Annotated in this window: 20 protein-coding genes and 2 pseudogenes; 10 read left to right on the top strand and 12 right to left on the bottom strand. The window is 68.1% G+C overall.

The features are described from left to right. Positions 1 to 17 precede the first annotated feature (17 nt). Positions 18 to 215, top strand: coding sequence for a zf-HC2 domain-containing protein (locus OG936_RS33020; RefSeq protein ID WP_383754788.1), 198 nt, complete (start codon positions 18 to 20; stop codon positions 213 to 215). Here OG936_RS33020 and OG936_RS33025 read toward each other — a convergent pair. The 7 genes from OG936_RS33025 to OG936_RS33055 form a co-directional block, all read right to left on the bottom strand. Beyond that, the gene (locus OG936_RS33025; RefSeq protein WP_406499587.1) at positions 149 to 718 is read right to left on the bottom strand and encodes a sigma-70 family RNA polymerase sigma factor; all 570 of its coding nucleotides are present in this window, start codon (positions 716 to 718) and stop codon (positions 149 to 151) included. The genes OG936_RS33020 and OG936_RS33025 overlap by 67 nt on opposite strands. 246 nt (positions 719 to 964) lie before the next feature. Continuing rightward, positions 965 to 2413, bottom strand: a complete 1449-nt coding sequence (locus tag OG936_RS33030) for an amino acid permease (RefSeq protein WP_383754793.1) — start codon at positions 2411 to 2413, stop codon at positions 965 to 967. Positions 2414 to 2522: 109 nt separating this feature from the next. Continuing rightward, entirely contained in the window at positions 2523 to 2984 is a 462-nt protein-coding gene (locus OG936_RS33035; RefSeq protein WP_406499588.1) for a universal stress protein, read from the bottom strand. A gap of 63 nt (positions 2985 to 3047) precedes the next feature. Then, positions 3048 to 3311, bottom strand: coding sequence for a hypothetical protein (locus OG936_RS33040; RefSeq protein ID WP_406499589.1), 264 nt, complete (start codon positions 3309 to 3311; stop codon positions 3048 to 3050). A 236-nt stretch (positions 3312 to 3547) separates the two neighbouring features. Then, positions 3548 to 3886 carry a hypothetical protein gene (locus OG936_RS33045; RefSeq protein ID WP_406499590.1) on the bottom strand — a complete coding sequence of 113 codons (339 nt, stop codon included), beginning with the start codon at positions 3884 to 3886 and terminating at the stop codon, positions 3548 to 3550. A 167-nt stretch (positions 3887 to 4053) separates the two neighbouring features. After that, positions 4054 to 4821, bottom strand: a complete 768-nt coding sequence (locus tag OG936_RS33050; protein WP_406499591.1) for a hypothetical protein — start codon at positions 4819 to 4821, stop codon at positions 4054 to 4056. 15 nt (positions 4822 to 4836) lie between these two features. Then, positions 4837 to 4968: a hypothetical protein gene (locus tag OG936_RS33055; RefSeq protein WP_266750787.1), complete on the bottom strand. Its 132-nt coding sequence runs from the start codon at positions 4966 to 4968 to the stop codon at positions 4837 to 4839. Between the two features lie 903 nt (positions 4969 to 5871). On the opposite strand from OG936_RS33055, the gene OG936_RS33060 reads away from it, so the two are divergent. Together OG936_RS33060 and OG936_RS33065 are read left to right on the top strand one after the other, a co-directional pair. Beyond that, positions 5872 to 6690: an SAM-dependent methyltransferase gene (locus OG936_RS33060; protein WP_406499592.1), complete on the top strand. Its 819-nt coding sequence runs from the start codon at positions 5872 to 5874 to the stop codon at positions 6688 to 6690. Beyond that, the gene (locus OG936_RS33065; RefSeq protein WP_406499593.1) at positions 6687 to 8861 is read left to right on the top strand and encodes a putative bifunctional diguanylate cyclase/phosphodiesterase; all 2175 of its coding nucleotides are present in this window, start codon (positions 6687 to 6689) and stop codon (positions 8859 to 8861) included. The genes OG936_RS33060 and OG936_RS33065 overlap by 4 nt, the downstream gene beginning before the upstream one ends. Before the next feature lie 136 nt (positions 8862 to 8997). Here OG936_RS33065 and OG936_RS33070 read toward each other — a convergent pair whose 3' ends face one another. Then, on the bottom strand, positions 8998 to 9894 hold the full coding sequence (locus OG936_RS33070) for a LysR family transcriptional regulator (RefSeq protein WP_383754806.1): 897 nt from the start codon (positions 9892 to 9894) through the stop codon (positions 8998 to 9000). Between the two features lie 95 nt (positions 9895 to 9989). On the opposite strand from OG936_RS33070, the gene OG936_RS33075 reads away from it, so the two are divergent. Genes OG936_RS33075 through OG936_RS33085 form a run of 3 tightly spaced genes read left to right on the top strand, consistent with a single transcriptional unit; the run spans position 9990 to position 13391 of the window. Then, complete coding sequence (locus tag OG936_RS33075; RefSeq protein WP_406499594.1) at positions 9990 to 10697, top strand: succinate dehydrogenase; 708 nt, start codon at positions 9990 to 9992, stop codon at positions 10695 to 10697. Between the two features lies 1 nt (position 10698). Next, positions 10699 to 12648 carry a fumarate reductase/succinate dehydrogenase flavoprotein subunit gene (locus OG936_RS33080; RefSeq protein ID WP_406499595.1) on the top strand — a complete coding sequence of 650 codons (1950 nt, stop codon included), beginning with the start codon at positions 10699 to 10701 and terminating at the stop codon, positions 12646 to 12648. Next, positions 12645 to 13391 carry a succinate dehydrogenase/fumarate reductase iron-sulfur subunit gene (locus OG936_RS33085; RefSeq protein ID WP_406499596.1) on the top strand — a complete coding sequence of 249 codons (747 nt, stop codon included), beginning with the start codon at positions 12645 to 12647 and terminating at the stop codon, positions 13389 to 13391. The genes OG936_RS33080 and OG936_RS33085 overlap by 4 nt, the downstream gene beginning before the upstream one ends. A 272-nt stretch (positions 13392 to 13663) precedes the next feature. On the opposite strand, the pseudogene OG936_RS33090 reads toward OG936_RS33085, so the two are convergent. The 3 genes and pseudogenes from OG936_RS33090 to OG936_RS33100 all read right to left on the bottom strand — a co-directional run. Next, positions 13664 to 14011 (bottom strand): annotated as a pseudogene (locus tag OG936_RS33090) (carbohydrate binding domain-containing protein); the annotation flags it as partial. A 249-nt stretch (positions 14012 to 14260) separates the two neighbouring features. Further along, positions 14261 to 16684 carry an ABC transporter gene (locus OG936_RS33095; RefSeq protein ID WP_406499597.1) on the bottom strand — a complete coding sequence of 808 codons (2424 nt, stop codon included), beginning with the start codon at positions 16682 to 16684 and terminating at the stop codon, positions 14261 to 14263. Between the two features lie 293 nt (positions 16685 to 16977). Beyond that, the gene (locus OG936_RS33100; protein ID WP_406499598.1) at positions 16978 to 18126 is read right to left on the bottom strand and encodes a phospholipase D-like domain-containing protein; all 1149 of its coding nucleotides are present in this window, start codon (positions 18124 to 18126) and stop codon (positions 16978 to 16980) included. Positions 18127 to 18643: 517 nt separating this feature from the next. Here OG936_RS33100 and OG936_RS33105 point away from each other — a divergent pair. Further along, a complete protein-coding gene (locus tag OG936_RS33105; protein WP_406499599.1) occupies positions 18644 to 19459 on the top strand; it encodes a S1 family peptidase in 816 nt (271 codons plus the stop codon). A 483-nt stretch (positions 19460 to 19942) separates the two neighbouring features. Then, positions 19943 to 20410 (top strand): hypothetical protein, encoded by a 468-nt coding sequence (locus OG936_RS33110; protein ID WP_406500708.1) that lies wholly within the window; start codon positions 19943 to 19945, stop codon positions 20408 to 20410. A 48-nt stretch (positions 20411 to 20458) separates the two neighbouring features. Here OG936_RS33110 and OG936_RS33115 read toward each other — a convergent pair whose 3' ends face one another. Next, a complete protein-coding gene (locus OG936_RS33115) occupies positions 20459 to 20674 on the bottom strand; it encodes a dodecin (RefSeq protein ID WP_266750802.1) in 216 nt (71 codons plus the stop codon). Positions 20675 to 20875: 201 nt separating this feature from the next. On the opposite strand from OG936_RS33115, the gene OG936_RS33120 reads away from it, so the two are divergent. Both OG936_RS33120 and OG936_RS33125 read left to right on the top strand, forming a co-directional pair. After that, positions 20876 to 22132 (top strand): extracellular solute-binding protein, encoded by a 1257-nt coding sequence (locus OG936_RS33120; protein WP_406499600.1) that lies wholly within the window; start codon positions 20876 to 20878, stop codon positions 22130 to 22132. A 530-nt stretch (positions 22133 to 22662) separates the two neighbouring features. Further along, a pseudogene (locus tag OG936_RS33125) lies at positions 22663 to 22946 on the top strand (GNAT family N-acetyltransferase); the annotation flags it as partial. Between the last annotated feature and the right edge of the window lie 32 nt (positions 22947 to 22978).

Raw genomic sequence — 22978 nt, forward strand, 5'->3', positions numbered from 1 at the left:
CACGACACGAGGATGCGATGACCGCCGAACCCGGGGAGGGCCCGCACGTGCGGCAGTTGCTCGGCGCCTATGTGCTCGACGCGCTCACGGCCTGCGAGACCCGCGCGGTCTGCCGCCATCTGCTGTCCTGCGACCCTTGCGCGGCCGACTACGTGGAGGTCGCGGAGGCCGTCGCGGCCCTCTCCCTGCTGAGCGAGGAGGACCTGCTGGAGTAGCCCGGCAGGCTGCGGGAGAGCTGGCGCAGCGCGTAGTAGGAACGGGACTTGACGGTGCCCGCCGGAATATCGAGTGCCCGCGCCGTCTCGCCCACGCTCAGCCCGCGGAAATATATCTGGACGAGTACGGCACGGTGTTCCGGGCTGAGGGCGCGCATCGCCTCGCGTACGTCGAGGGCCGAGACCGCGGCCTCCGCGGTGTCCTGCGCACTCGCGGCGGTCTCCAGCACGACATCGCTGACCTCGGCCGGCCGGGCCTGTCTGGACCGGCGCGCGTCGATGGCCAGACGTCGAGCGACGGTGAAGAGCCAGGGCCGCATCGACTCGTACGGAGCGTCGAAGGCCTCCGGATGCTGCCAGGCCCGCACCAGCGTCTCCTGGAGCAGGTCCTCGGCCCGCTGCCGGTCGCCGAAGGTCAGCCCGAGCAGGAAGTGGAACAGGGCGGGGCCGTGCTCCCGCTGGAGATCCGCGAGGGTCCGCTCATCGGTCGTCGTGGTGGTCATCGTGAACGCCCTTCTCCGCCGAGGCCCCTGCCGCTTCGCTGCCGACTGCCGTATACGAACGCATCGGGGCGCCGGGGAACAGGCGATGGGCGGCTCCGTGCGACGAGCGGTCGCACAGTGCGGCGAATGGTGCGGTGAACGGTCGGGCGGTTGCCGGGGCGGGTGCCCGTACGGCGGGGGCGACGGGCGGCGCGGTGTCGGTGTCCGTACGGGCGTCGAGCGGTGCGTGTCCGTACGGGCGTCGGGTCAGCCCGTTCCGGCTTCCGTGCCCGGTGCCGGTGTCTTCGCCATCTCCGACTTCCGGTACGAGTAGCCGAAGTAGACCACCAGGCCGACCAGGAACCACACCACGAACCGCACCCACGTCTGCCACTGCAGAAAGGTGATCAGCCAGATCGAGAACACCACCCCGAGAGCCGGCACGAACGGCATGCCGGGCGTGCGGAACGTACGCGGCAGATCGGGTTGCTTGTAACGCAGCACGATCACCGCGATGCACACCACCACGAACGCCAGCAGAATGCCGATGTTCGTCAGCTCGGCGGCCTCACCGATCGGCAGGAATCCGGCGATCACGGCCGAGGCCGCGCCGACGATCCAGGTCACCCGGGTCGGCACGTGCCGGGTCGGGTGGGTCTTGGCGAACCACTTGGGCAGCAGCCCGTCGCGGCTCATCGAGAACCACACCCGGGTCACACCGAGCATGAAGGTGAACATCACGGTGAGAATGCCGATGATCGCGCCCACCGCGATCAGATCGGCGAGCCTGCTCAGCCCCACCGACTTGAATGCCGTGGAGAAGCCGGATTCGGGGTCGATCTCCTTGTAGCTCTGCATCCCCGTCAGCACCAGACACGCCGCCACATACAGCACCATGGAGATCCCCAGCGAATACAGGATCGCCTTGGGCATGTGCCGCTGCGCGTCCTTGGACTCCTCGGCGGCCGTCGACATGGCGTCGTACCCGAACACCGCGAAGAACACCGTGGCCGCACCGGTGAAGGCGCCGCTCACCCCGAACGGGAAGAAGGGGTGGTAATTGGCGGTGTTGATGTGGAACACGCCGACGCCGATGACCAGCAGGACGACCAGGACCTTCAGGACGACCACGATCGTTTCGAAGCGGGCCGCGTTCTTGATGCCGAGAGTCAGCAGGTACGCCACGAGCAGACAGAGCAGCGCGGCGAACAGGTCCACCCGATGGCCGTCCCCGGTGCCGGGCGCGCCCAGCATCCACTTCGGTACGTCCAGTCCCATCTCCCCGAGCAGGAAGCTGAAGTAGCCGGAGATGCCGATCGCGACGACGGCGACGATCGCCGTGTACTCCAGCAGCAGGTCCCAGCCGATGAACCAGCCGACCAACTCGCCGAGCACCGCGTATCCGTAGGTGTAGGCGGAGCCGGCCTTCGGGATCAGGCCCGCGAACTCCGCGTAGCTGAACGCGGCCGCCGCGCTCGCCACACCCGCGATCAGGAAGGAGATGAGCACCGCGGGTCCGGCGGTGCCGTTCGCCACGGTGCCGGCGAGGGTGAAGATGCCCGCGCCGATGATCCCGCCCACACCGATCGCCGTGAGCTGCCACAGGCCGAGCGTTCTGGTGAGCTGAGTGGTGACGTCCCCCGCCGGCCCTTTCTCGTCGATCTGCTCGATCGGCTTGCGGCGCAGCACACCCTCGCCCACTCGGAGCCTGGCCATGAGTCACCTCTCCACTGACGGCTGTCTCTGACGGGCGCTCATGATGACCCAGGCGGAGCCGGTGCGGAAGACGGCGTGCCGTCCGGCGGAGGTGAGGATTCCGCGACGGTTACGGGACTACCGTGACGGGCCAACGGCCCGCCTTCACCAGCCGGATCGCCACCGAACCGATGAACCGGTGCCCGGCCGACTCCGACGCGCCCACCACGACCGCATCGGCCTTCAGCTTGTCCGCAGCCGTCACGAGCCCGTTGTACGGGTCACCGCGGAAGGTGTGGAACTCCCAGCGCACATCCCATATGTCCTTGATCCGCTCCGTCGCCTCGCGGATCTCGTTCACGAGGCCCTCCGCGACCTCGCCGGTCGTATCGGCGACGGGCGCCCCGAGCGCGGCGCCCGCGGGAAGCACGGGCTGGACGTAGACGAGGGCGAGCATCGCTCCCTGCCGACGGGCGAGCCCCGCCGCGTACGCTGCGGCACGCATGGAGGAATCGGACCCGTCGAGGCCGGAGACGATCACTTTCGGTCCGTCTGTGCCACGTTCGAACTGGTGGGGCTGCTGGTCTGTCACGGCAGTGAGGCTATCCGCTCCCCGCGGCCCCCCTGCCCCGGGCCGCTCCCGGCGGCCACCGGATCACTGTGCCCCGGCGGCGGTGGACGTGCGGTCACCGCCCGGAGGCAGTTGCACCGCCGGGTGCGGCCGGGCAGCGACGCCCGCGACACCTGCTCCGGGGGCTCCCACCTGCCCGCCGGCCGAGGCGGCGGCGACCGGCCGGGGAAGGCCCAGTGAGAAGTCCGCGCCGTTGCACGCCACGGCCAGACCGGTGAGCAGCACCAGGGCGACGGCGCCCCACGGTGAGTGCCTGGTCCGTTCGGCGCGCCAGCTGTCCCGGCCCATGGTTCTCCCTTCGTCGCGATTCATGGAACGCCAGTGCCGCTCCCGGCAGGTTTTGCCCCGTCGCGCCGCCCAGCGCGCTTCCGGGCAGACATTGCCGGTCACGGCGCTGGGCGCCGGAGGTCCGGTCGGCGATCAAGGAAGGGCGAACGGGTGGCACCGGCTCGATACGCCCGTCGCCCCGAGTGCTGCGAACAGGACCCGGGGCGGCGGGCGTAACGGGCCGCACTGCCCTGCTCTCAGTAGGGGCGGCTCTCCTCGCGCAGATGAACGTCACCTCTTGAAGCTCTCTCCCCGACTGAAGCCGGGAGATTCCCTCCTGCCTTGCGATGGCGGGTTTGACTGGTGACCGTGTCGACCACTCCGGAGCCGGCCGTGGCGGTTGTGGCGGTTGTGGAGCACCCCCGGGCGGCCAGGGCGACCTGGCTCCCCGGCATGATCACCGACGGAGTGACGGTGTATCCGGTCGCGGACGACGCGCCTCCCGACGTCTCGGCCCACGGGGTCGCGGCCGGAGAGGTCAGGGCGAGAACGGCGACGCCGAGCAGGGCGACGGGTGCGACGCCTATTGCACGCATGGGTGATTCCTCCGGTTCCCCGAGGAGCAGTTGCGGAATGGTTTTCCACAAAGCGTCAGAAATGCACCTCGACCACCCAAACGCTAGAAGTCGCGTATTTCACCGGCGATCGGGGTGCGCCGCCCGGGGCACCGGATTCCCCCGAGTGGCGCACTCCGGCGGGACCGCTATCCGCCCACCGCGCCGGGGAACAGATCGAGAAACGGAGCGGCGGTGGCCGAGATGCCCCGGCCGAAGGGGGAGTCGAAGTCCCAGATCAGGAAGAGCAGAAAGGCGATCAGAACGCTGAAGAGACCGGCCAGCAGCAGTTCGCGGAAGGTTCTGCGGATCTGCAGCGTGAAGATCAGTCCCACGGTCACCAGCGCCCCGGTGATCAGGCCGAACCAGACCACGCCCGGCATGGTCGCACCGGCGCTCTGCCCGCGTCCGCTGCGGGCGTCGTCGACCGCGGCGACCTCCTGGACCAGTGGCTGATATGCCTGCCCCTCATGGTCGTTCTTCGGCCGGTAGTCGGTGACATCGGCGCGCACCCGGCCGAGAAGCCGGGCTCCCTCGTCGTCGAGGGAGCCGTGCTCGGTCATCGACCGCCACTGGTCGTGGACCACGTAACGCACGTAGGCGTCGACGTCGGCGCGGATGCGCGTACGCACCTCGGCCGGGTAGACGGCGGAGCGAACGCTCACCTCGTGCAGTGCCTGGGCCTCCTGGCGTACGTACTCCTGAGCGGCGCTGCGGCCCTCCCAGACGCCCGCGATGGCGAGCCCCAGCACGATCGCGTAGACCACGCCGATCATCATCGTCATGTACTCGATGACGTCAGGGGTCTCGGACGGGTCGTCATCCTCTCCGATCCTGCGGTTGTTGAGTACGGCGATGGTCAGGACGACGGCGCTGGCCGCGACCATAGCGAGGGTGAGAACAAGCCATTCCGACATGGGTACCTCCGGAGGTCATCGGGAGCGGGGACGCAGCACGGCGACGGCGAACACCGCGGGCGCCGTGATCAGCAGGGTGAGGGTGACCAGGGAGGTGCCGCGCCGTGGGACCTTGCGCGGCGGCTTGCGGTAGGTGGGGAACGCCACGGGCCGGGGCGCGGGAGGCGTGGGGCGTGCGGACGGTGAGGGCGGGGGTGTGGGTGAAGGGGGCGGTGGTACGGGCTTCGGTTCCGGTTCGGGGGGTGCGGGCGGCGGAGGCGGGGGAGGCGGGGGAGGTGGAGGTGGCGGAGGCGGTGGAGGTGGTGGTGCGGGGGGCCGGGGTGGTGGCGCGGGCCGTCGGGTCGGTTCGGGCGCCGGGCCCGCGTGACAGTGGCCGTGGCCCGCCACGGCGACCGCCGAATTCCCGCCGCTCTCACCGATGGAGGCATACGCGCAGTTGTCCGCCACGGCGGGCGCCGGGGCGGTCAGCAGCCAGAGAAGTACGACGGCTGCCGTGAGCCGCCCTATGAGTGATCCGTACACGACGGGAGCATGTTCCGGTCCGTCGCGGGGCACGCCCGGGACGGCCCGGATTCCCCTGATGGTGGGGACCTGGGGTGTCGGGTGTTTGCGGCCCGGAGAATTCATCGGTCACAACTGACCGCAGTGGCGGGGGATTTACGCACCGCCGTCGCCCCATTGGCAAGGAATGCCGTCAAAGGCGCCGCCACCAGGGCTTTGTCACCTTTGATCGGACCGAGGAAACTCAAGAACCGGACCAATGCCTGCCGACAGGTCCAACGTTCGTGCTCTTGGGGGCACATGATACGTGGCGCCCCCGGAGCCGAACCGATTGGTGCCGCCGGAGAACGCCGGAGCACCTCTCGGGGCCGTTCCGTCGCCGGATGTCACCCGTAGCGACGGGACCGTTGCACATGCCAGTGGTGTGTGACCAATAACGGACGGCTAATTTCCGTTTCCGCTCGCCCTCTTGGCGGACGATCAGTAGCCTCTGGTCAACACTGACCATGAACATGGCCGGATCGCCGTGGCGACTTGTTGGAGACATCGATGGAGCGTCCCGCCTGGGCACCGCAAGGCATTGACATCACGGTGCCGAGCGTGTCTCGCATGTACGACTTCTATCTGGGCGGATCGCACAATTTCGAGGTGGACCGGGAAGCGGCTCGCAAGGCCATGGAGTTCATGCCGGGGCTCCCCAAGATCATGCAGGCGAATCGGGCCTTTATGTGCAGGGCCGTGCGTTACGCGGTGAGCGAGGGCATCAACCAGTTCCTGGACATCGGCTCCGGAATACCGACTTTCGGCAATGTGCACGAAGTCGCCCAGGCGGCCGACCCGGAGGCCCGCGTCGCGTATGTCGATCACGACCCCGTCGCGGTCGCGCACAGCCGGGTCGTACTCGAAGGAAACGAGCGGGCGGTGATCGCCGCCGCGGATCTCCGTAACCCGCAAGGCATCGTGAAGAGCCCGGAGATCACCGGACTGCTCGACCTGGACCGCCCGGTGGCTCTGCTGCTCGTCGCCGTACTCCACTTCATCGAGGACTCCGACGACCCGCAGACCGCCGTCGCCGAACTGCGCGAAGCCCTTGCCCCCGGCAGCCTCATCGTCATCACCCACGCCTCGTACGAGGGGATTCCGCTCGCCCCGGAGGAGGCGGGCGGTACGGTCGATGTCTACCGGAACATCCGCAGCCCCCTGGTCATGCGGACGCGCGACGAGGTCACCCGGTTCTTCGAGGGGTACGCGATGGTCGAGCCCGGACTCGTGTCGATGCCGAACTGGCGCCCCGACACCCCCCTGGCACCGGAGCACGAGGACCCATTCGCCTTCTCGGGCTTCGCAGGAGTGGGACGCAAGGCGTGAGCATCCCCGCCCAGTCGTCCGGAGCGCCCGACACGGAGCCCGACGGCCCCGAGGACCGGCTCCGGAGATTCGCCACGATCTGGAGCCGGGCCATCTTCCCCTCGACGGCCACCTCCATGACGCGCACGGAGTTCGAACGGCATCTGCTGCCGCTGGCCCGCGGGCTCAGCGACATCCTGCACGCACGGCCCTTCGACGCGGCGCCCGCGAGCGAGGTCGGCGCCGCTCTCGTCGCCGCGCACTGCACGGACCCGGACGCGCTCAGCAGCACGCTCGGCGTCATCGACTCGTACCTCGTGCTCTATTGCGGCGGTAACGGTGCGACGGCGCTGTCGACCGAGGACGGCAGGGCCCGCTGCGCCCGGATACAGCACGCCCTCGCGGGCGGGTTCACCCAGGCCCTGCGCGAGCGGACCCTCGCAGAGCAGGAGGCCATCGCCCGCTCCGCGCTCACCGCCCGTTCGGACGCCGAGCAGGCCCTGCACGCCACCGAGGCACGCTTCCGCGCCGTCTTCAAGGAAGCGGCCATCGGTATCGGGATCGCCGATCTGGACGGCAATGTGCTGGAGATCAACGACACCCTCACCCGGATGTTCGGCGGACTCGAACACCATGTGCGCAGCCACAAGGTCAACGAGTGGGTGCACCCCGAGGACTCGCCGCAGGTCTGGAAGTACTACAGCGAGCTGGTACGCGGCGAGCGCGAGCACTACCGGGTCGAGAAGCCGTACTACCGCAACGACGGCACGGTGCTGTGGACCAATCTGACGGTGTCCCTGCTGCGCGACTCCGAGGGCCGGCCCGAGTATCAGCTGGCCCTGATGGAGGACACCACGGAGCGCCGGCTGCTCAACCTGCGGCTGCGGTACGAGGCCACCCATGACGCGCTCACCGGCCTGCCCAACCGGACGCTGTTCTTCGAACGGCTGGAGAAGGCGCTCGCCGCCGACGACGGCAGCCGCTTCGGCCTCTGCTACCTCGACCTCGACGGCTTCAAGGCGATCAACGACAGCCTCGGCCACGCGTCGGGGGACCGGCTGCTGGTCGAGGTGGCCGACAGGCTGCAGAGCTGTGCGACCGCGCCCGGCGAGATGGTGGCGCGGCTCGGCGGCGACGAGTTCGTGGCCCTGACCACCGGCCCCGACACCCAGAAGGAGGTCGACGAGCTGGCCGGCCGCATCCTCGGCGTGCTCGGCACCCCGATCCGGCTGGACGGCCGTGAGCTGACCGTACGCGGATCCATCGGGATCGTCGAAGGACCGGCAGGTGAACGGAGCGCCGCCGAGGTGCTGCGCAGCGCCGACATCACCATGTACCGGGCCAAGTCGGCGGGCGGCAACCGCTTCGAGCTCGCCGACGCCGAGGCGGACGCCCGCGCCATCACCCGGCACGGCCTGACCACCGCGCTGCCGACCGCCCTGGACCGCGGCGAGTTCTTCATCGAGTACCAGCCCCTCGTGCACCTCGGCGACGGTACGGTGCACGGCGCGGAGGCGCTGGTGCGCTGGTGCCACCCGCAGCACGGGGTGCTCGGTCCCGACCGGTTCATCCCGCTCGCCGAGCACACCGGGCTGATCGTGCCGCTCGGCCGCTGGGTGCTGGAGGAGTCCGTGCGCCAGGCCAACTTCTGGCAGGAGCGGCACAGCGATGGCGGCCCGCTGCGGATCAATGTCAACCTCTCGCCCACCCAGTTGCATCATCCGCGGCTGGTCGCCGAGACGGTAGACGTACTGGAGCGGTCGGGGCTCGAACCCGGGGCGCTGTGTCTGGAGGTCACGGAGTCCGCCCTCATCGGCGCGGACGACGATCTGCTCAAGCCGCTGCGGCAACTGGCGGACATGGGCGTCGACATAGCGCTCGACGACTTCGGCACCGGGTACTCGAACCTGGCGAACCTGCGCAGGCTTCCGGTGAGCGTGCTCAAACTGGACCGCTCCTTCACGCAGGGCATGCAGCGGCATCCGGCGGACTCGGTCGATCTGAAGATCGTCGAGGGCATCGTCTCGCTGGCACACAGCCTGGACCTCGCGGTCACGGTGGAAGGCGTGGAGACCGCGGCCCAGGCGGAACAGCTGCGGGAGCTGGGGTGCGACACGGCCCAGGGGTGGTACTACGCCCGGCCCGGCGCCCCCGACCGGATCCACTCGCTGCTGCTGGCCGACGCGGTGTGAGGACCGGACGGGCTCGATCGGCGGACGATCGAGCCCGTCCGGCACCCGCGGAAGAAGGGCCGGTCCGGGGCAATTCAACCCCGTCCGGCGATCGAGGGCGCAGCGCGGCCGCAGGTCGCGCGACCCGCTACACCCGCTACACCCGCTCCGGACGGTTCTCCAGCAGCATCCGCTGCAACTCGCGGGCCGCGCGCGGCGGCGCCACATCCGTACGATGCGCGAGCGCGATCGTGCGCCGCAGGCCGGGAGGGGCCAGCGGCGTGGTCCGCAGGTCGTGGCCGGCCCGGGTGGCGACCATGCTGGGCACCACCGCGATCCCGAGCCCCGCCCGGACGAAGCCGAGCACCGCGTCCATCTCGCCGCCCTCCACCGTGAACGACGGCTCGAAGCCCTCCGCACGGCAGGCGGCCACCGTCAGTTCGCGCAGGTCGTAGCCGTGCCGGAACATCACGAGGGATTCGTCCTGAAGGTCGGCGATCCGTACGCGGCCGCCCCGGCCGGGCCGCGGCGCCCGCGCCGACGACACCACGACCAGGTCCTCCTGGAGCAGTTCGACCGTGGTGAGCGCGGGCGACGCTGCGGGCAGCGGCAGTACGACCAGGGCGAGATCGAGAGCCCCGCGCGCCAGCTCCCGTACGAGGTCGAGCGAGCCGCCCTCCTCCAGCAGCAGCTGGATCCCCGGATGCCGGTCGTGGAAGGCGCGCAGCACGTCGGGGAGCAGGCCGGTGCAGAGGCTGGGCGTCGCGCCGAGCCGGACCCGGCCCCGGCGCAGCTGGGCCAGCTCCTGCACCTCGTGGCGTGCCGTGTCGGCGTCCGCGAGGATGCGGCGGGCCAGCGGCAGCAGGGCCTCGCCCGCGTCGGTGAGGGTGATGTTGCCCCGGGCCCGGCTGAACAGCTCCGCCCCCAGCTCGTTCTCCAGCGCCCTGATCTGCTGGGACAGCGAGGGCTGCGAGACATGCACGTCCTCGGCGGCGCGGGTGAAGTGACGGCTCTCGGCCACGGCCACGAAGTACGTCAGCTGCTGGAACTGCATACACACAGCATAGCGGCCATGATAGGGAACTCCTATGAAGATCAGCTGTTCCATGTCTTGGACTGATGGGGTCCTTCGGCCCTAGCGTCGTGTCCATGGCATTGGCAACACGGACGGACCGACGGCCGTCCATGACGCGTACGCTCTGGGACTCGTCCGTCGGCAAGAAGACGATCATGGCCGTGAGCGGCCTGATCATGCTCCTCTACTTGGTTGTCCATATGATCGGCAACCTGAAGATCTTCTTCGGGGCCGGCGAGTTCAACCATTACGCGCACTGGCTGCGGACCATGGGGGAGCCCTTCCTGCACTACGAGTGGGCCCTGTGGATCGTCCGCGTCGTGCTCGTCGCCGCCGTGGTGCTGCACGCCACCTCCGCGTACCAGCTGAGCAGGCGCGACATCAGGGCGCGCCCCGCCAAGTACGTGCACAAGAAGCCGCGCGCCAGTTATGCCACCCGCACCATGCGCTGGGGCGGGATCATCCTCGCCCTGTTCATCGTCTGGCACATCCTCGACCTGACGACGGGCACCGTGCACTCGGGCGGATTCCAGTCCGGGCACCCGTACCAGAACGTCGTCGACACCTTCTCCACCTGGTACGGCAACACGATCTACATCGTCGCCATGCTCGCCCTCGGACTCCACGTCCAGCACGGCTTCTGGAGCGCCGCCCAGACCCTCGGCGCGGGCAACGCGACCCGTGACCGGGTCCTCAAGACCACCGCCACCGTCCTCGCCCTGGTGCTGACCGTGGGCTTCATCTCCGTACCCGTCGCCGTCATGACCGGAGTCGTGAGCTGACATGACCGACTACTCGCACTACGAGACGGGCGCGCCCGTCGTCGACACCAAGGCCCCCGAAGGCTCCGTCGCCGAACGCTGGGACACCCGTCGCTTCCAGGCCAAGCTGGTCAACCCGGCCAACCGGCGCAAGCACACCGTCATCGTCGTCGGCACCGGCCTGGCCGGCGGTTCGGCGGGTGCGACGCTGGCCGAACAGGGTTACCACGTCGTCCAGTTCTGCTTCCAGGACTCGCCCCGCCGCGCCCACTCCGTCGCAGCCCAGGGCGGCATCAACGCCGCGAAGAACTACCGCAACGACGGCGACTCGGTCCACCGGCTCTTCTACGACACGGTCAAGGGCGGCGACTTCCGGGCCCGCGAGTCCAACGTCCACCGGCTCGCCCAGATCTCCGTCGAGATCATCGACCAGTGCGTCGCCCAGGGCGTCCCCTTCGCCCGTGAGTACGGCGGCCTCCTCGACAACCGCTCCTTCGGCGGCGTCCAGGTCTCCCGCACGTTCTACGCCCGCGGCCAGACGGGACAGCAACTCCTCCTCGGCGCCTACCAGGCACTGTCGAGGCAGATCGCCGCCGGCAACGTCGAACTGCACGCCCGCACCGAGATGCTCGACCTGATCATCGTCGACGGCAAGGCCCGCGGCATCGTCGCCCGCGACCTCGTCACCGGGAAGATCGACACCTACTTCGCCGACGCGGTCGTCCTGGCCAGCGGTGGTTACGGCAACGTCTTCTACCTGTCGACGAACGCCATGAACTCCAACGCCACCGCCATCTGGCGCGCCCACCGCCGCGGCGCCTACTTCGCCAACCCGTGCTTCACCCAGATCCACCCCACCTGCATCCCGCGCACCGGCGACCACCAGTCCAAGCTGACGCTGATGAGCGAGTCGCTGCGCAACGACGGCCGGATCTGGGTACCGAAGGCCAAGGGCGACGACCGACCCGCGAACGAGATCCCCGAGGACGAGCGCGACTACTACCTGGAGCGCATCTACCCCGCTTTCGGCAACCTCGTGCCCCGCGACATCGCCTCCCGCGCCGCGAAGAACGTCTGCGACGAGGGGCGCGGCGTCGGCCCCGGCGGCCAGGGCGTCTACCTCGACTTCGCCGAGGCCGTCCAGCGGATGGGCCGGGCCGAGGTCGAGGAGAAGTACGGCAACCTCTTCGACATGTACGCGCGGATCACCGCGGAGAACCCGTACGAGACCCCGATGCGGATCTACCCGGCCGTGCACTACACGATGGGCGGGCTCTGGGTCGACTACGACCTTCAGACCACCATCCCCGGCCTCTTCGCCATCGGCGAGGCCAACTTCTCCGACCACGGCGCCAACCGGCTCGGCGCCTCCGCGCTGATGCAGGGCCTCGCCGACGGCTACTTCGTCCTGCCGTCGACCATCAACGACTACCTGGCCCGCAATCCGCACCACGACGAGGTCGACGACGCGCACCCTGCCGTCGAAGAGGTCGTCGCCGACACCGAGGACCGGCTGAACCTGCTGCTCTCCGTCGACGGCGACCGCACCCCCGACTCCTTCCACCGCGAGATCGGTGAACTCATGTGGGAGTACTGCGGCATGGCCCGCACCGAAGAGGGGCTGCGCAAGGCGCTCAGCCGGATCCCGCAGATCCGCGAGGAGTTCTGGCGCCGCATCAAGGTGCCCGGCACCGGTGACGAGTTCAACCAGTCGCTGGAGAAGGCCAACCGCGTCGTCGACTACCTGGAGCTCGCCGAGCTGATGTGCCTCGACGCCCTGCACCGCGCCGAGTCCTGCGGAGGCCACTTCCGTGAGGAGTCGCAGACCCCGGACGGCGAAGCCGCCCGCCGGGACGAGGAGTTCTCCTACGCCGCCGCCTGGGAGTTCTCCGGCACCGGCGAGGCCCCCGTCCTGCACAAGGAAGACCTTGTCTTCGAGTACGTCCACCCCACTCAGCGGAGCTACGCATGAAGCTCACCCTGCGCGTCTGGCGCCAGAAGAACGCCGACGCCACCGGCGCCATGTCCACCTACGAAGTGGACGGCATCTCGCAGGACATGTCGTTCCTGGAAATGCTCGACACCCTCAACGAGGAACTCATCCTTGCCGGCGACGACCCCGTCGCCTTCGACCACGACTGCCGCGAAGGCATCTGCGGCGCCTGCAGCCTCGTCATCAACGGCGACGCCCACGGCCCCGAACGCACCACCACCTGCCAGCTCCACATGCGGTCGTTCCGGGACGGCGACACCATCGACATCGAGCCCTGGCGCGCCTCGGCCTTCCCGGTCGTCAAGGACCTGGTCGTGGACCGCTCGGCCTTCGACCGGATCATCCAGGCGGGCGGCTACATCTCCGCACCCACCGGCACCGCCCCCGAGGCACACGCCACCCCGGTGCCCAAGCCGGACGCCGACTTCGCCTTCGAACACGCCGAGTGCATCGGCTGCGGCGCCTGCGTCGCGGCCTGCCCCAACGGCTCCGCGATGCTCTTCACCTCGGCGAAGATCAACCACCTCAACGTCCTGCCGCAGGGCGCTCCCGAGCGGGAGACCCGGGTCCTCGACATGGTCGGACAGATGGACAGCGAGGGCTTCGGCGGCTGCACCCTCACCGGGGAGTGCGCCACCGCCTGCCCGAAGGGCATTCCACTGCCGTCGATCTCGGCCATGAACAAGGAGTGGCTGCGGGCGACCCGGAAGGTGCACCGCTGAGGGAACGGCCGAGTCCCCGGCCCCGGAGGCCGCCCGCCTCCGGGGCCGGGAAGTCTCACGACCTCACCCGCGACAGAGAACGGGCTCCCGACGCCGTGCGGCTCCGCCTCCGGCGTTGTCGTCGGTCAACGACTCCCCCACGCTCGAACCTGCTCGCGCGGGAGGGACCCCCCTCGCGTCGCTTCCCTCCTCCGCCTTGGATTCGAAGCCGCATGACGCCGCTCGCTGATCCACTCTCTGTCGCGGGTGAGGTCGTCAGCCGCTCCGCCGGGTCAGGACGTCACGGAGATGTCGTCTCCGTAGACCGTGCCCTGCCCGTACCAGCCGTGCAGATAGACGGTCACCGCGCCGGTCGGCCCGGTGGTGAACGCCACCGACTGCTTCGCGTAGCCGCTCGACGAACCCCAGGTGCTCGCCGAGGCGTCGCCCCGTACACCGAGGTAGCCGTAACTGCCCTGCACCCAACCACTCAGCGTGTACGTGGTGTTGGGGGACAGGGTGAGTGTCTGCGCACACTCGCCGGTCTGTGAAGCGGTGGCCGCCGCGGCGAGCGCGTGCGAGCCGCCGTGCACCGGAGTGGAGACGACCGCGCCACCGGACTCACACGTCCAGGGGCTCAGCGTTGGCGGCGGGGTGCTCCCAGCGGGGTGGGACAGCGGGCGGATCGCACGGTTCGGCGGTGGGGGCGCGGCCCGTTCCTGCGAATCCCGGCCGGGGGTCACATGCCGCACGGCACGGAGCGGTCGTGAGGCATGCCCATAATTGGTCTGGACCAGATAACTGTCAACGTTCTTTACTGTTTCATTCCCCTTTGCTTGCCTGGGCTGGCAACTCACCTGGCAAATAGGGGGGTGGCGACGCTTGGGCGGTCAGTCGAGACGGAGTGCGGCCCGGAGGTACGGAGCCGTACGGCTCTCCGGAACCTGGGCCACGTCCACGGGCGGTCCCGCCGCCACGATCCGGCCGCCGCGGTCGCCACCGCCCGGCCCCAGGTCGATCACCCGGTCGGCGCCCGCCACCACCGCCATGTCGTGCTCGACGACCACCACGGTGTTGCCGGCGTCGACGAGGCCGTGCAACTGCCGCATCAGCACCTCGACGTCCGCGGGATGCAGCCCGGTCGTCGGCTCGTCCAGCAGATACAGGGTGTGGCCCCGACGGGTGCGCTGGAGCTCGGCGGCCAGCTTGATCCGCTGGGCCTCGCCGCCCGAAAGCTCCGTGGCGGGCTGACCGAGCCGCAGATAGCCGAGCCCGACATCGAGCAGCGTCCGCAGACTGCGCTCGGCGGCGGGCGTACCGGCGAAGAACCCGGCCGCCGACTCCACCGTCAGATCCAGCACCTGTGCGATGTCGAGACCGCGCAGGGTGACCTCCAGGGTCTGCGGGTTGTACCGGGCGCCGTGACAGTCCGGGCAGGGCGCGTACGTGCTGGGCAGGAAGAGCAGTTCCACGGAGACGAAGCCCTCGCCCTGGCAGGTCTCGCAGCGTCCGCCCGCCACGTTGAAGGAGAACCGTCCGGCCTTGTAGCCGCGCTCACGTGCCGTGTCCGTCTCGGTGAACAGCTTCCGTACGACGTCGAAGAGCCCGGTGTACGTGGCCAGATTGGACCGCGGGGTACGGCCGATCGGTTTCTGGTCGACCTGCACGAGCCGGTCCACCGCCTCCAGCCCCTGCGCCGACGCGCACCCGGGCGTGGGACGCTCCGCGGGCAGACCGGCGGTGGTCGAGGCCTGCCGGTCGGCGAGGACACCGGCCAGCACCTGACCCACCAGCGTCGACTTCCCCGACCCCGACACCCCGGTGACGGCCGTGAACACCCCGAGCGGGAACTCGGCGTCGACGCCCCGCACATTGTGACGGTCGACCCCGTTCAGCCGCAGCCACCCCGACGGCGCACGCACCTCGCGCACCGGAGTGGGCCCTTCGTCGAAGAGGAAGCGCCGGGTGGCCGACTCCGCCACCTCGGCGAGCCCGGCCGGGGGCCCGCTGTGCAGCACCCGCCCCCCGTGCTCGCCCGCCAGCGGTCCCACATCGACCAGCCAGTCCGCCCGGCGCACCACATCCATCTGATGCTCCACGACGAAGACCGAGTTCCCGGCCTCCTTCAGCCGGCCGAGCACCCCCAGCAGCGACTCGGTGTCTGCTGGGTGCAGACCGGCCGACGGCTCGTCCAGCACATAGACGACACCGAACAGACCGGAGCGCAACTGGGTGGCGAGCCGCAGTCGTTGCAGCTCGCCGGAGGACAGCGTCGGAGCGGTCCGGTCGAGGCTGAGATAGCCGAGACCGAGCTCGGTGACCGTCTCGATCCGGGCGAGCAGATCCGTCGTCAGCACCCGCGCCGTGTCACCGCCGCCCGCCGTGCGCAGCACCTCGGCGAGCGAGGTGAGCGGCAGCCCGGCCAGTTCGGCGATCGAACGGCCGGCGAAGGTGACCGCCATCGCCTCCGGACGCAGCCGGCTGCCGCCGCAGATCGGGCAGGGGGCACTGGTCAGGAAGCGCTCGGCCCTGGCCCGAAGGGTGCGGCTCCTGGAGTCCGCGAAGGTGTGCATCACATAGCGGCGGGCGCTCATGTACGTACCCTGGTACGGGCGTTGGATGCGCCCCGCGTCACGCACCGGATGGACCGTCACCACCGGCTGCTCGTCGGTGAACAGGATCCATTCCCGGTCCCCGGCATCCAGCTCGCGCCACGGACGGTCGATGTCGTAGCCCAGCGCGTCCAGCACGTCGCGCAGGTTCTTGCCCTGCCAGGCCCCCGGCCAGGCGGCGATCGCACCGTCCCGGATCGACAGCGAGGGGTCGGGGGCGAGCAGTTCCTCGGTGGTGCGGTGGATGCGGCCGAGACCGTGGCACTCCGGGCACGCCCCGGCGGCGGTGTTCGGCGAGAAGGCGTCGGAGTCCAGCCGTTCGGCACCGGCCGGATAGTCCCCGGCGCGCGAGAACAGCATGCGCAGGGAGTTGGACAGCGTGGTGACCGTCCCTACGGACGAACGGGCACCTGGCGCCGAGCGGCGCTGTTCCAGCGAGACGGCGGGCGGCAGTCCGGTGACCTCACCGACCGCGGGCGCGCCGACCTGGTGGATCAGCCGGCGGGCGTAAGGGGCGACGGACTCGAAGTAGCGGCGCTGCGCCTCGGCGTAGATCGTGCCGAACGCGAGGGAGGACTTCCCGGAGCCCGACACCCCGGTGAACACGGTGAGGGTGTCGCGGGGGATGTCGACCGAGACGTCCTGGAGGTTGTGCTCCCGGGCGCCGCGCACCCGGACGTACGGATCGTGGGGGGTGGACATGGATGCAGAACTCCGTACGGATCTGGACGAGGCTGACACCTGCGGGCAAACAGTCCGATTATAGGCGTTGGTTGGGGCCGGGCCCGTAAGGCAGGTGTGGGCGACGGGACGGATTCCGCTGACGATCGGCTGAGTCCGCTGCCCTGCCGATCGTTGCCCCCGTGTCCGCAGCCATCCCTGCCCGCGGATACGGGCGCCGCCGCGAGGAACGGACGCGCTGCCCCTGGGGCGCCACATAGATCAGCGCCGAATGCGAAGCGCCGGTGATCTGCCGTGCGATGCGCTCGGGGGCATCACGAACTGGGGACGCTGTACGACCGCATGAGGAGGAAGTTCTCCCGATAGGCGTCGTGGGTCGCGTTCGAGCTCACCCGGATGATCGCCTCGTCGTTGTCCCGGAGCGACGACTTGTCCAGGTTGTGTGAACCGGTGAAAACCCACTTGGTGTCCGGATGACCGGCGTAATTTCCCTCGATGGCGAGGTATTTTGAATGTACCTGGTATCCGTCACTGTTCTGGAGGTGGTAGAGCTTCAGGCGTGCGTCTCCCTTCATTCTGTTGGTAAGTGGACTATCGGCGTAGACGACCTCCACCCAGCAGTCCGCATCGGCGAGTGCGATCAGCTTGTCAGCGATGGCCGTGCGGTCGAACAGAGAAGCTGCGACCCGGATCACGGTCTTGTGCGAGGCGGAGCCCACGCTGCTGTTACCAGTACAGGTCACGTTATTGAGGAAGTCGAGCACGGGATCGCCCGACGCACGTGGGAAGAAGTAGTACTTCTCGTCGTTCGCGGCTCCTTGAACGTGATAATCGTTCGTCCTTTTCATGTTTGCCAGGTCGGTGAAGTAATTCGCATACGCGGTGTACAGCGCCGTATTGCCCACAACAGTGTAGGCGTTGTTCCAGTAGCGGTTGATATTCACCGTGGTCTGATTGGCGGAAGCTTGGATCACTACATCTTCCGCCACCCCCGCGTCACCGATGCGGGAAAATGTGAAGAACTTGTTGTGCTGGATCGGATTGACGCTTGCCGGGGCATTCGAAACGCATGCCAATCCGGGTGAACAGACCCTCACCCAGGAGGTTTTGGTCATGTTGGTGCCGAGAGTTTCTATCAGATCCTGCGCCGGCGGCTTGTTTCCGGAGTTGCTGTCCAGAACGACGCGTACCTGAACGCCGCGAGCGAACGCTCGCTTGAGGGCGTCCGTATAGCCCTGGTCGTTCAAGACGTACAAGGCCACCCGGATCGGCCGGCCGGACGGAGTCTGGTCGATGGCCGAAATGATGTGAGTCTTGACGGCATTCTGTTCCTTGGCTGTGCCGCGGGGATTGTTGAATACCACGCCGGTCACCACGGGGGCAGCTTCCGCCGCCGAAGACGGCACGACAGTGCATACGAATAGCCCCAAAAGGACAAATAGGGTAGAAAGTGATTTTTTCATTCCTTTGTTTCCTTTTCTCGGGGGATCCATTGCGTCACTTCGTTGAAGAATTGACGCTGTTATTCGCATAATGTCGGACTGTGGCGATCTGGGTATGATGCGCCTAGGCGCAGTAAAGGGGGGTCTGAAATATCGGCCTTTGCCCTTTCATCTTTCCTGCTACACCAGTCCTTTACTTGATATCACCCTTGCCTTTACCCTATCTATGGGTTATGGTCCCTAACTGCTTCAGCTGTCCTGGTGATGCCTCTTCTTTCCGTGCCGGTGGCGGCGCAGGGTGCTTCGGATGGGGAAGGCCTCATTGGGGGTGGCGCCAGCGCATTACTCAAACGTGCTGAGCTGAAAGTGGCGACCAATGGCGGAGCGGACGCTTACGGCGGACGGGCCATCGGCGTGAAAGGGATCAACGGGGTTGCCTGCTTCGGCGAATCCGGGGCCCTCTATTCAAGCTGCTGGACGGAATGCGCTACCAGGTCGGTTGAGTTAATGTCATGTCCATGTAAATAGAGGGGGGAATATGCGCATCAAGTGGGTGCGGGTTTCTGTTGTGGCGGTCAGTCTTCTGGCGCTCGTCGGGGTGAGTCCGGCGTCGGCCAATGGTGAGGTCCCGCCGGCGCCGGTGTCATCGATCGGCGCTGATGGTGACGCGACGGATGGTGACGTCACGAAGCTTGGTCAGGAGGGGCCCGAGGCTCGGATCGTCAACGGCGAACTCGCGGATTCCTCAAGGGGTATGGCTGCTCTGCACGTATACGGCGGATTTGAGTGCTCCGCTTCCATCGTTCATGATCGCTGGGTACTGACCGCCAAGCACTGTCTGTACAACGGCTCGTCCAGGTATCCGGACTCGTCGATGACGGTCAGGGTGAAGAGCCTCGACCGAACCTCCGGCGGCGGAGTGATCAATATTTCGCTCTCGAAGGTGCGCACAAACAACGACATCGCCATGCTGAAGCTGGATCGATCCGCCAACGCCGAGCCGGTTTCGCTGGCCACCGCCAATCCCAAGTGGCAAGCGACGACCTACGCCTTCGGGTGGGGGGCGACGTGTGCCAGCTGCGGGTCGTCGCGCTACCTCAAGCGTGCCACCCAGTACGTCGCCTCCGTCACGTGGACCGACAAGTACGGCGGCGAGGGAATACGTGTCCTCGCCAGTAATGGTGCAGTGTGTTACGGGGATTCAGGCGGTCCGCTCTTCAAGCTGGTTGACGGAAAGCGCTACCAGGTCGGCGTCCTCTCCGGCGGCGACAAGGAGTGTGCTGGTCGGGGCGACACCTATTCCTCGGTTCCCCGAAGCCTGGCGTGGATACAAGACGTGATAGACAGCTTCTAATAGCCTCGATCCTTCGTGACGGTCCGCTGGTTCAATCAGCGGGCCGTTTCGGCTTGTTGGCGAGGGGCTGCGGGGATGCCACGTACCCGACTGTCGCTCGGGATGGTGCCGGAGTCCATGGTTCCGGCCATTGATCAGGTTCGTCGGGGCGGCTATTCCTGCTGGTCAGCCGGGGTTCGGTAGGGCGTTGAGGCGCTGGTGATCACATCGGCCCAAGGTCGGTGACAGATAACCTCAAATGTCGACTGCGGGCGGTGGTGATGCACTGTCCGGCGACGGAGAACAGCCACGGTCGCAGGCGGCGGAGTCTCAGAAGGCGGAGTCCGCCCTACCGGGGTGGTCTGCCGCGTACTCAGCCGTGGAAGAGGTCACCGCAAGCCGGGCAGCACTCCGCAGCCCGTAGCGCGATACGACCTGGATGCGTCCGGACGTGTGGACGCGTAGTTTCTCGCACAGGACACTGGGTGTGAAGAACGACACCCCCTGGCCGTATTCGACTTGGACGGCACGCTCGCGGACAGCGGCCATCGGCAGTACTTCCTGGAGGGGCGGCGGCGTGACTGGAACGGCTTCTTCTCCGCCGCCGTCGACGACCCGCCGCTTCTCGAAGGCGTACGGCTGGTGCTGAGCAGCGCCGTGGAGTGCGAGGTCCGGTGTCTCACCGGACGGCCCGAGCGGTGCCGCCGGGACGCCGTGGCCTGGCTGGGGGAACAGGGGCTGCCCGAGGGGCGGTTGTACATGCGCCGCAACGACGACCGCAGGCCGGCCCGGCACGCCAAGCTGGAAATCCTGGAGCGGCTGGGCCGGGAGCGTGAGGTGCGGATGCTGGTCGACGACGACGAACTCGTCTGCGATGCGGCGGAGCTGGCTGGCTTCGCCGTGGTCCGGGCCCGCTGGGCGAAGGCGTCGCCCGTACTCAGGGACGCTCAGGGGCGCGAGGGCCGTACCTGAATTCGGCGTGGGGCCGGTCGCGGCCGGGGCGCGGCGGGTCGCGCCGGATCAGCTCGGCTCGTCGAGCCGGAAGCCCACTTTCAGGCCCACCTGGAAGTGCTCGATTCGGCCGTCCTTGATCTCTCCGCGAACCTGTGTGATCTCGAACCAATCGAGATTGTGCAACGTTTCCGAAGCTCTTGCGATGCCTCTGCGGATGGCGTCGTCGACGCCTTCATGGGAGCTTCCCACGATTTCGGTGACTCGGTAGGTGTGATTTGACATCTTATGTCTCCTCTCGTCCCTACCACGGTGCCCCACCTGGCCCGGGTGCGCGAGAGGTCGGTGTGCAGAATCTGCGGTGAACGGGCCTTGACCGCAGCAATGGTCCATACCAAAATCCAGCCACGCCCGTGCGAGCACCGCCCGCAGTCCCCCACACCGGGTTCTGGAATTCGTCGTGCCGTTTCACAGAAGGTGAACCTGGTGAAGAACTGCATACTTGTCGGAGCCGTCGCGCTCGTTTCCACCTGTGCGCTGGGCGGGTGCGGATTCGTCCCGGGCTCGGTTTCGTCCGGCAGTAAGACGGTCACGATCTGGCTGATGAAGAACAGCGTGTCCGCAGATTTCCTCAAGCGCTTCACGAAGGCCTACGAGGACGAGCACCCGGCAGTCCGGCTCGACTTCAAGATCCAGAGCTGGACCGGCATCGGACCGAAGGTCATCGATGCGCTCCAGGGCAAGGACACCCCGGACGTCATCGAGGTCGGAAACACCCAGGTCGCCCAGTACGCGGAGAGCGGCGGGCTGCGCGACCTCACCCTGGAGTCCGTGCGCGACCTCGGCAGCGAGGACTGGCTGCCTGGTCTTGCCGAGCCGGGCAGCGTCGACGGCGTCCAGTACGGAGTCCCGTGGTACGCCGCCAATCGAGTGGTGATCTACAACAAGGACCTCTTCGAACAGGCCGGAATCAAGACCCCGCCGAAGACCCGGGACGAATGGATCGCGGACAGCGAACAGCTGAACCGGAACGGCAACCAGGGCATCTACCTCGCGGGCCAGAACTGGTACGTCCTCTCCGGATTCATCTGGGACGAGGGCGGCCAACTGGCCGACGACAGGGGCGGCGAGTGGGAAGGCGCCCTGGACAGCCCCGGCGCACTGCGCGGCATGAGCTTCTACAAGGAACTCCAGGCGCTCGGGGACGGCCCCAAGAACGCGGACGAGGAAAAGCCCCCGCAGGCCAAGGTCTTCGCCAAGGGCGATGTCGCTCAGATCATTTCGGTGCCCGGCGCCGCCGCGCAGATCGAGCAGCTGAACCCCGAACTCAAGGGAAAACTGGGCTACTTCCCGATCCCCGGAAAGACCGCCAAGACCCCCGGCTCCGTTTTCACCGGCGGATCCGATCTGATCGTCCCCGAGAAGGCGGGACAGCGCGCCGCGGGCATCGACGTGATCAAGGCACTGGCCGGCCGGAAGTGGCAGGAAGAACTCGCCATGGCCATGAGCTACGTGCCCAACAAGCCTGACCTCGCGCGTGCCATCCTGGGCCAGGAGGGCACGGCCGCGATGGCCCGGGGCGCCACCAAGGGGCGCGCGACGCCCAACTCGCCGCAGTGGGCGAGTGTCGAGGCCGACAACCCGATCAAGCCGTACATGACGGCGGCCCTTCAGGGCGGCGACCCGCGGAAGGAGGCGAAGGCGGCCTCGGAGAAGATCACCGCACTGCTCGCGGGCAGCTGAACCGGGCGGTCCCGCGGCGCGGCGGGCAGCTGAACCGGGTGTGCCCGGCGCGGCGGACACTTGCTGCCGCGCCGGGGTGCACCCATCGCGCTGCTCTGGGCCGGAATCGCCCTCTGCAGGCAACGCACCGGACACAACTGGCTGGCCGACTGCTGCTCGATACCGTTCCTGGGCGGTGAGCAGGAGCGCGTCCTGTCTCACCGGCACGCCCCGAACGGTCTTGGGCGCACTGGTCCTCCGCTTTCCCGTCCTGTTCGGCGACGCATATCACGTATGCGGTCCGTCCCAGGTGGGCGGAATCCCTACGACCTGGCCATGCGGGTGTGGCCAGAGGCGACGGGGAGGCCCCGAACCATCACTCGGGTGATACGGGGCCCCGAATGCCGACGCCACACCTGGCGTCCCGGATCGCTTCACACACATGACGCACACCCAGCCAGGCACACCCACGGAACTTCACGTCGCTAAATCAATCGTGCCCAGTCCGTCAAAACAAGGTGCTGGACCGGAAGTTGTGCACCCGTCGCGGACGGGGCATGGGAGACGTACGGACGAAACACCTGGCACCCGAGGACCACTGGGTCACTCCCCACCGCCTCTGGCAGCCCACCACCGCGGGGCGAGGAGCGTGCCCACCGGACTCGCCACGCTCCCGCCCCTTCTCCGCGGCTATCCGCGACTGGGCGCCCAGGTCTGCGGAGCACCTGCGTACGACCCCGACTTCGACGTCGCCGACCTGTACGTGCTGATGTCGCTGTGCCGCACCGACCCCAGCTATCTGCGCCACTTCCTCGCACTCACCGAACTGCGGTGAACCCATGGACCCATGGGCAGATGCCGGGACAG

Source organism: Streptomyces sp. NBC_00846 (genome assembly GCF_045207325.1).
GTDB lineage: Bacteria > Actinomycetota > Actinomycetes > Streptomycetales > Streptomycetaceae > Streptomyces.

Bases quoted from the DNA above. Each gene is read 5' to 3' on its own strand.
- OG936_RS33080 (WP_406499595.1), top strand. From the start codon at position 10,699: ATGACCGACTACTCGCACTACGAGACGGGCGCGCCCGTCGTCGACACC.
- OG936_RS33025 (WP_406499587.1), bottom strand. From the start codon at position 718: ATGACCACCACGACGACCGATGAGCGGACCCTCGCGGATCTCCAGCGG.
- OG936_RS33070 (WP_383754806.1), bottom strand. From the start codon at position 9,894: ATGCAGTTCCAGCAGCTGACGTACTTCGTGGCCGTGGCCGAGAGCCGT.
- OG936_RS33040 (WP_406499589.1), bottom strand. From the start codon at position 3,311: ATGGGCCGGGACAGCTGGCGCGCCGAACGGACCAGGCACTCACCGTGG.
- OG936_RS33105 (WP_406499599.1), top strand. From the start codon at position 18,644: ATGCGCATCAAGTGGGTGCGGGTTTCTGTTGTGGCGGTCAGTCTTCTG.
- OG936_RS33100 (WP_406499598.1), bottom strand. From the start codon at position 18,126: ATGAAAAAATCACTTTCTACCCTATTTGTCCTTTTGGGGCTATTCGTA.
- OG936_RS33050 (WP_406499591.1), bottom strand. From the start codon at position 4,821: ATGTCGGAATGGCTTGTTCTCACCCTCGCTATGGTCGCGGCCAGCGCC.
- OG936_RS33020 (WP_383754788.1), top strand. From the start codon at position 18: ATGACCGCCGAACCCGGGGAGGGCCCGCACGTGCGGCAGTTGCTCGGC.
- OG936_RS33115 (WP_266750802.1), bottom strand. From the start codon at position 20,674: ATGTCAAATCACACCTACCGAGTCACCGAAATCGTGGGAAGCTCCCAT.
- OG936_RS33030 (WP_383754793.1), bottom strand. From the start codon at position 2,413: ATGGCCAGGCTCCGAGTGGGCGAGGGTGTGCTGCGCCGCAAGCCGATC.
- OG936_RS33095 (WP_406499597.1), bottom strand. From the start codon at position 16,684: ATGTCCACCCCCCACGATCCGTACGTCCGGGTGCGCGGCGCCCGGGAG.
- OG936_RS33085 (WP_406499596.1), top strand. From the start codon at position 12,645: ATGAAGCTCACCCTGCGCGTCTGGCGCCAGAAGAACGCCGACGCCACC.
- OG936_RS33045 (WP_406499590.1), bottom strand. From the start codon at position 3,886: ATGCGTGCAATAGGCGTCGCACCCGTCGCCCTGCTCGGCGTCGCCGTT.
- OG936_RS33075 (WP_406499594.1), top strand. From the start codon at position 9,990: ATGGCATTGGCAACACGGACGGACCGACGGCCGTCCATGACGCGTACG.
- OG936_RS33060 (WP_406499592.1), top strand. From the start codon at position 5,872: ATGGAGCGTCCCGCCTGGGCACCGCAAGGCATTGACATCACGGTGCCG.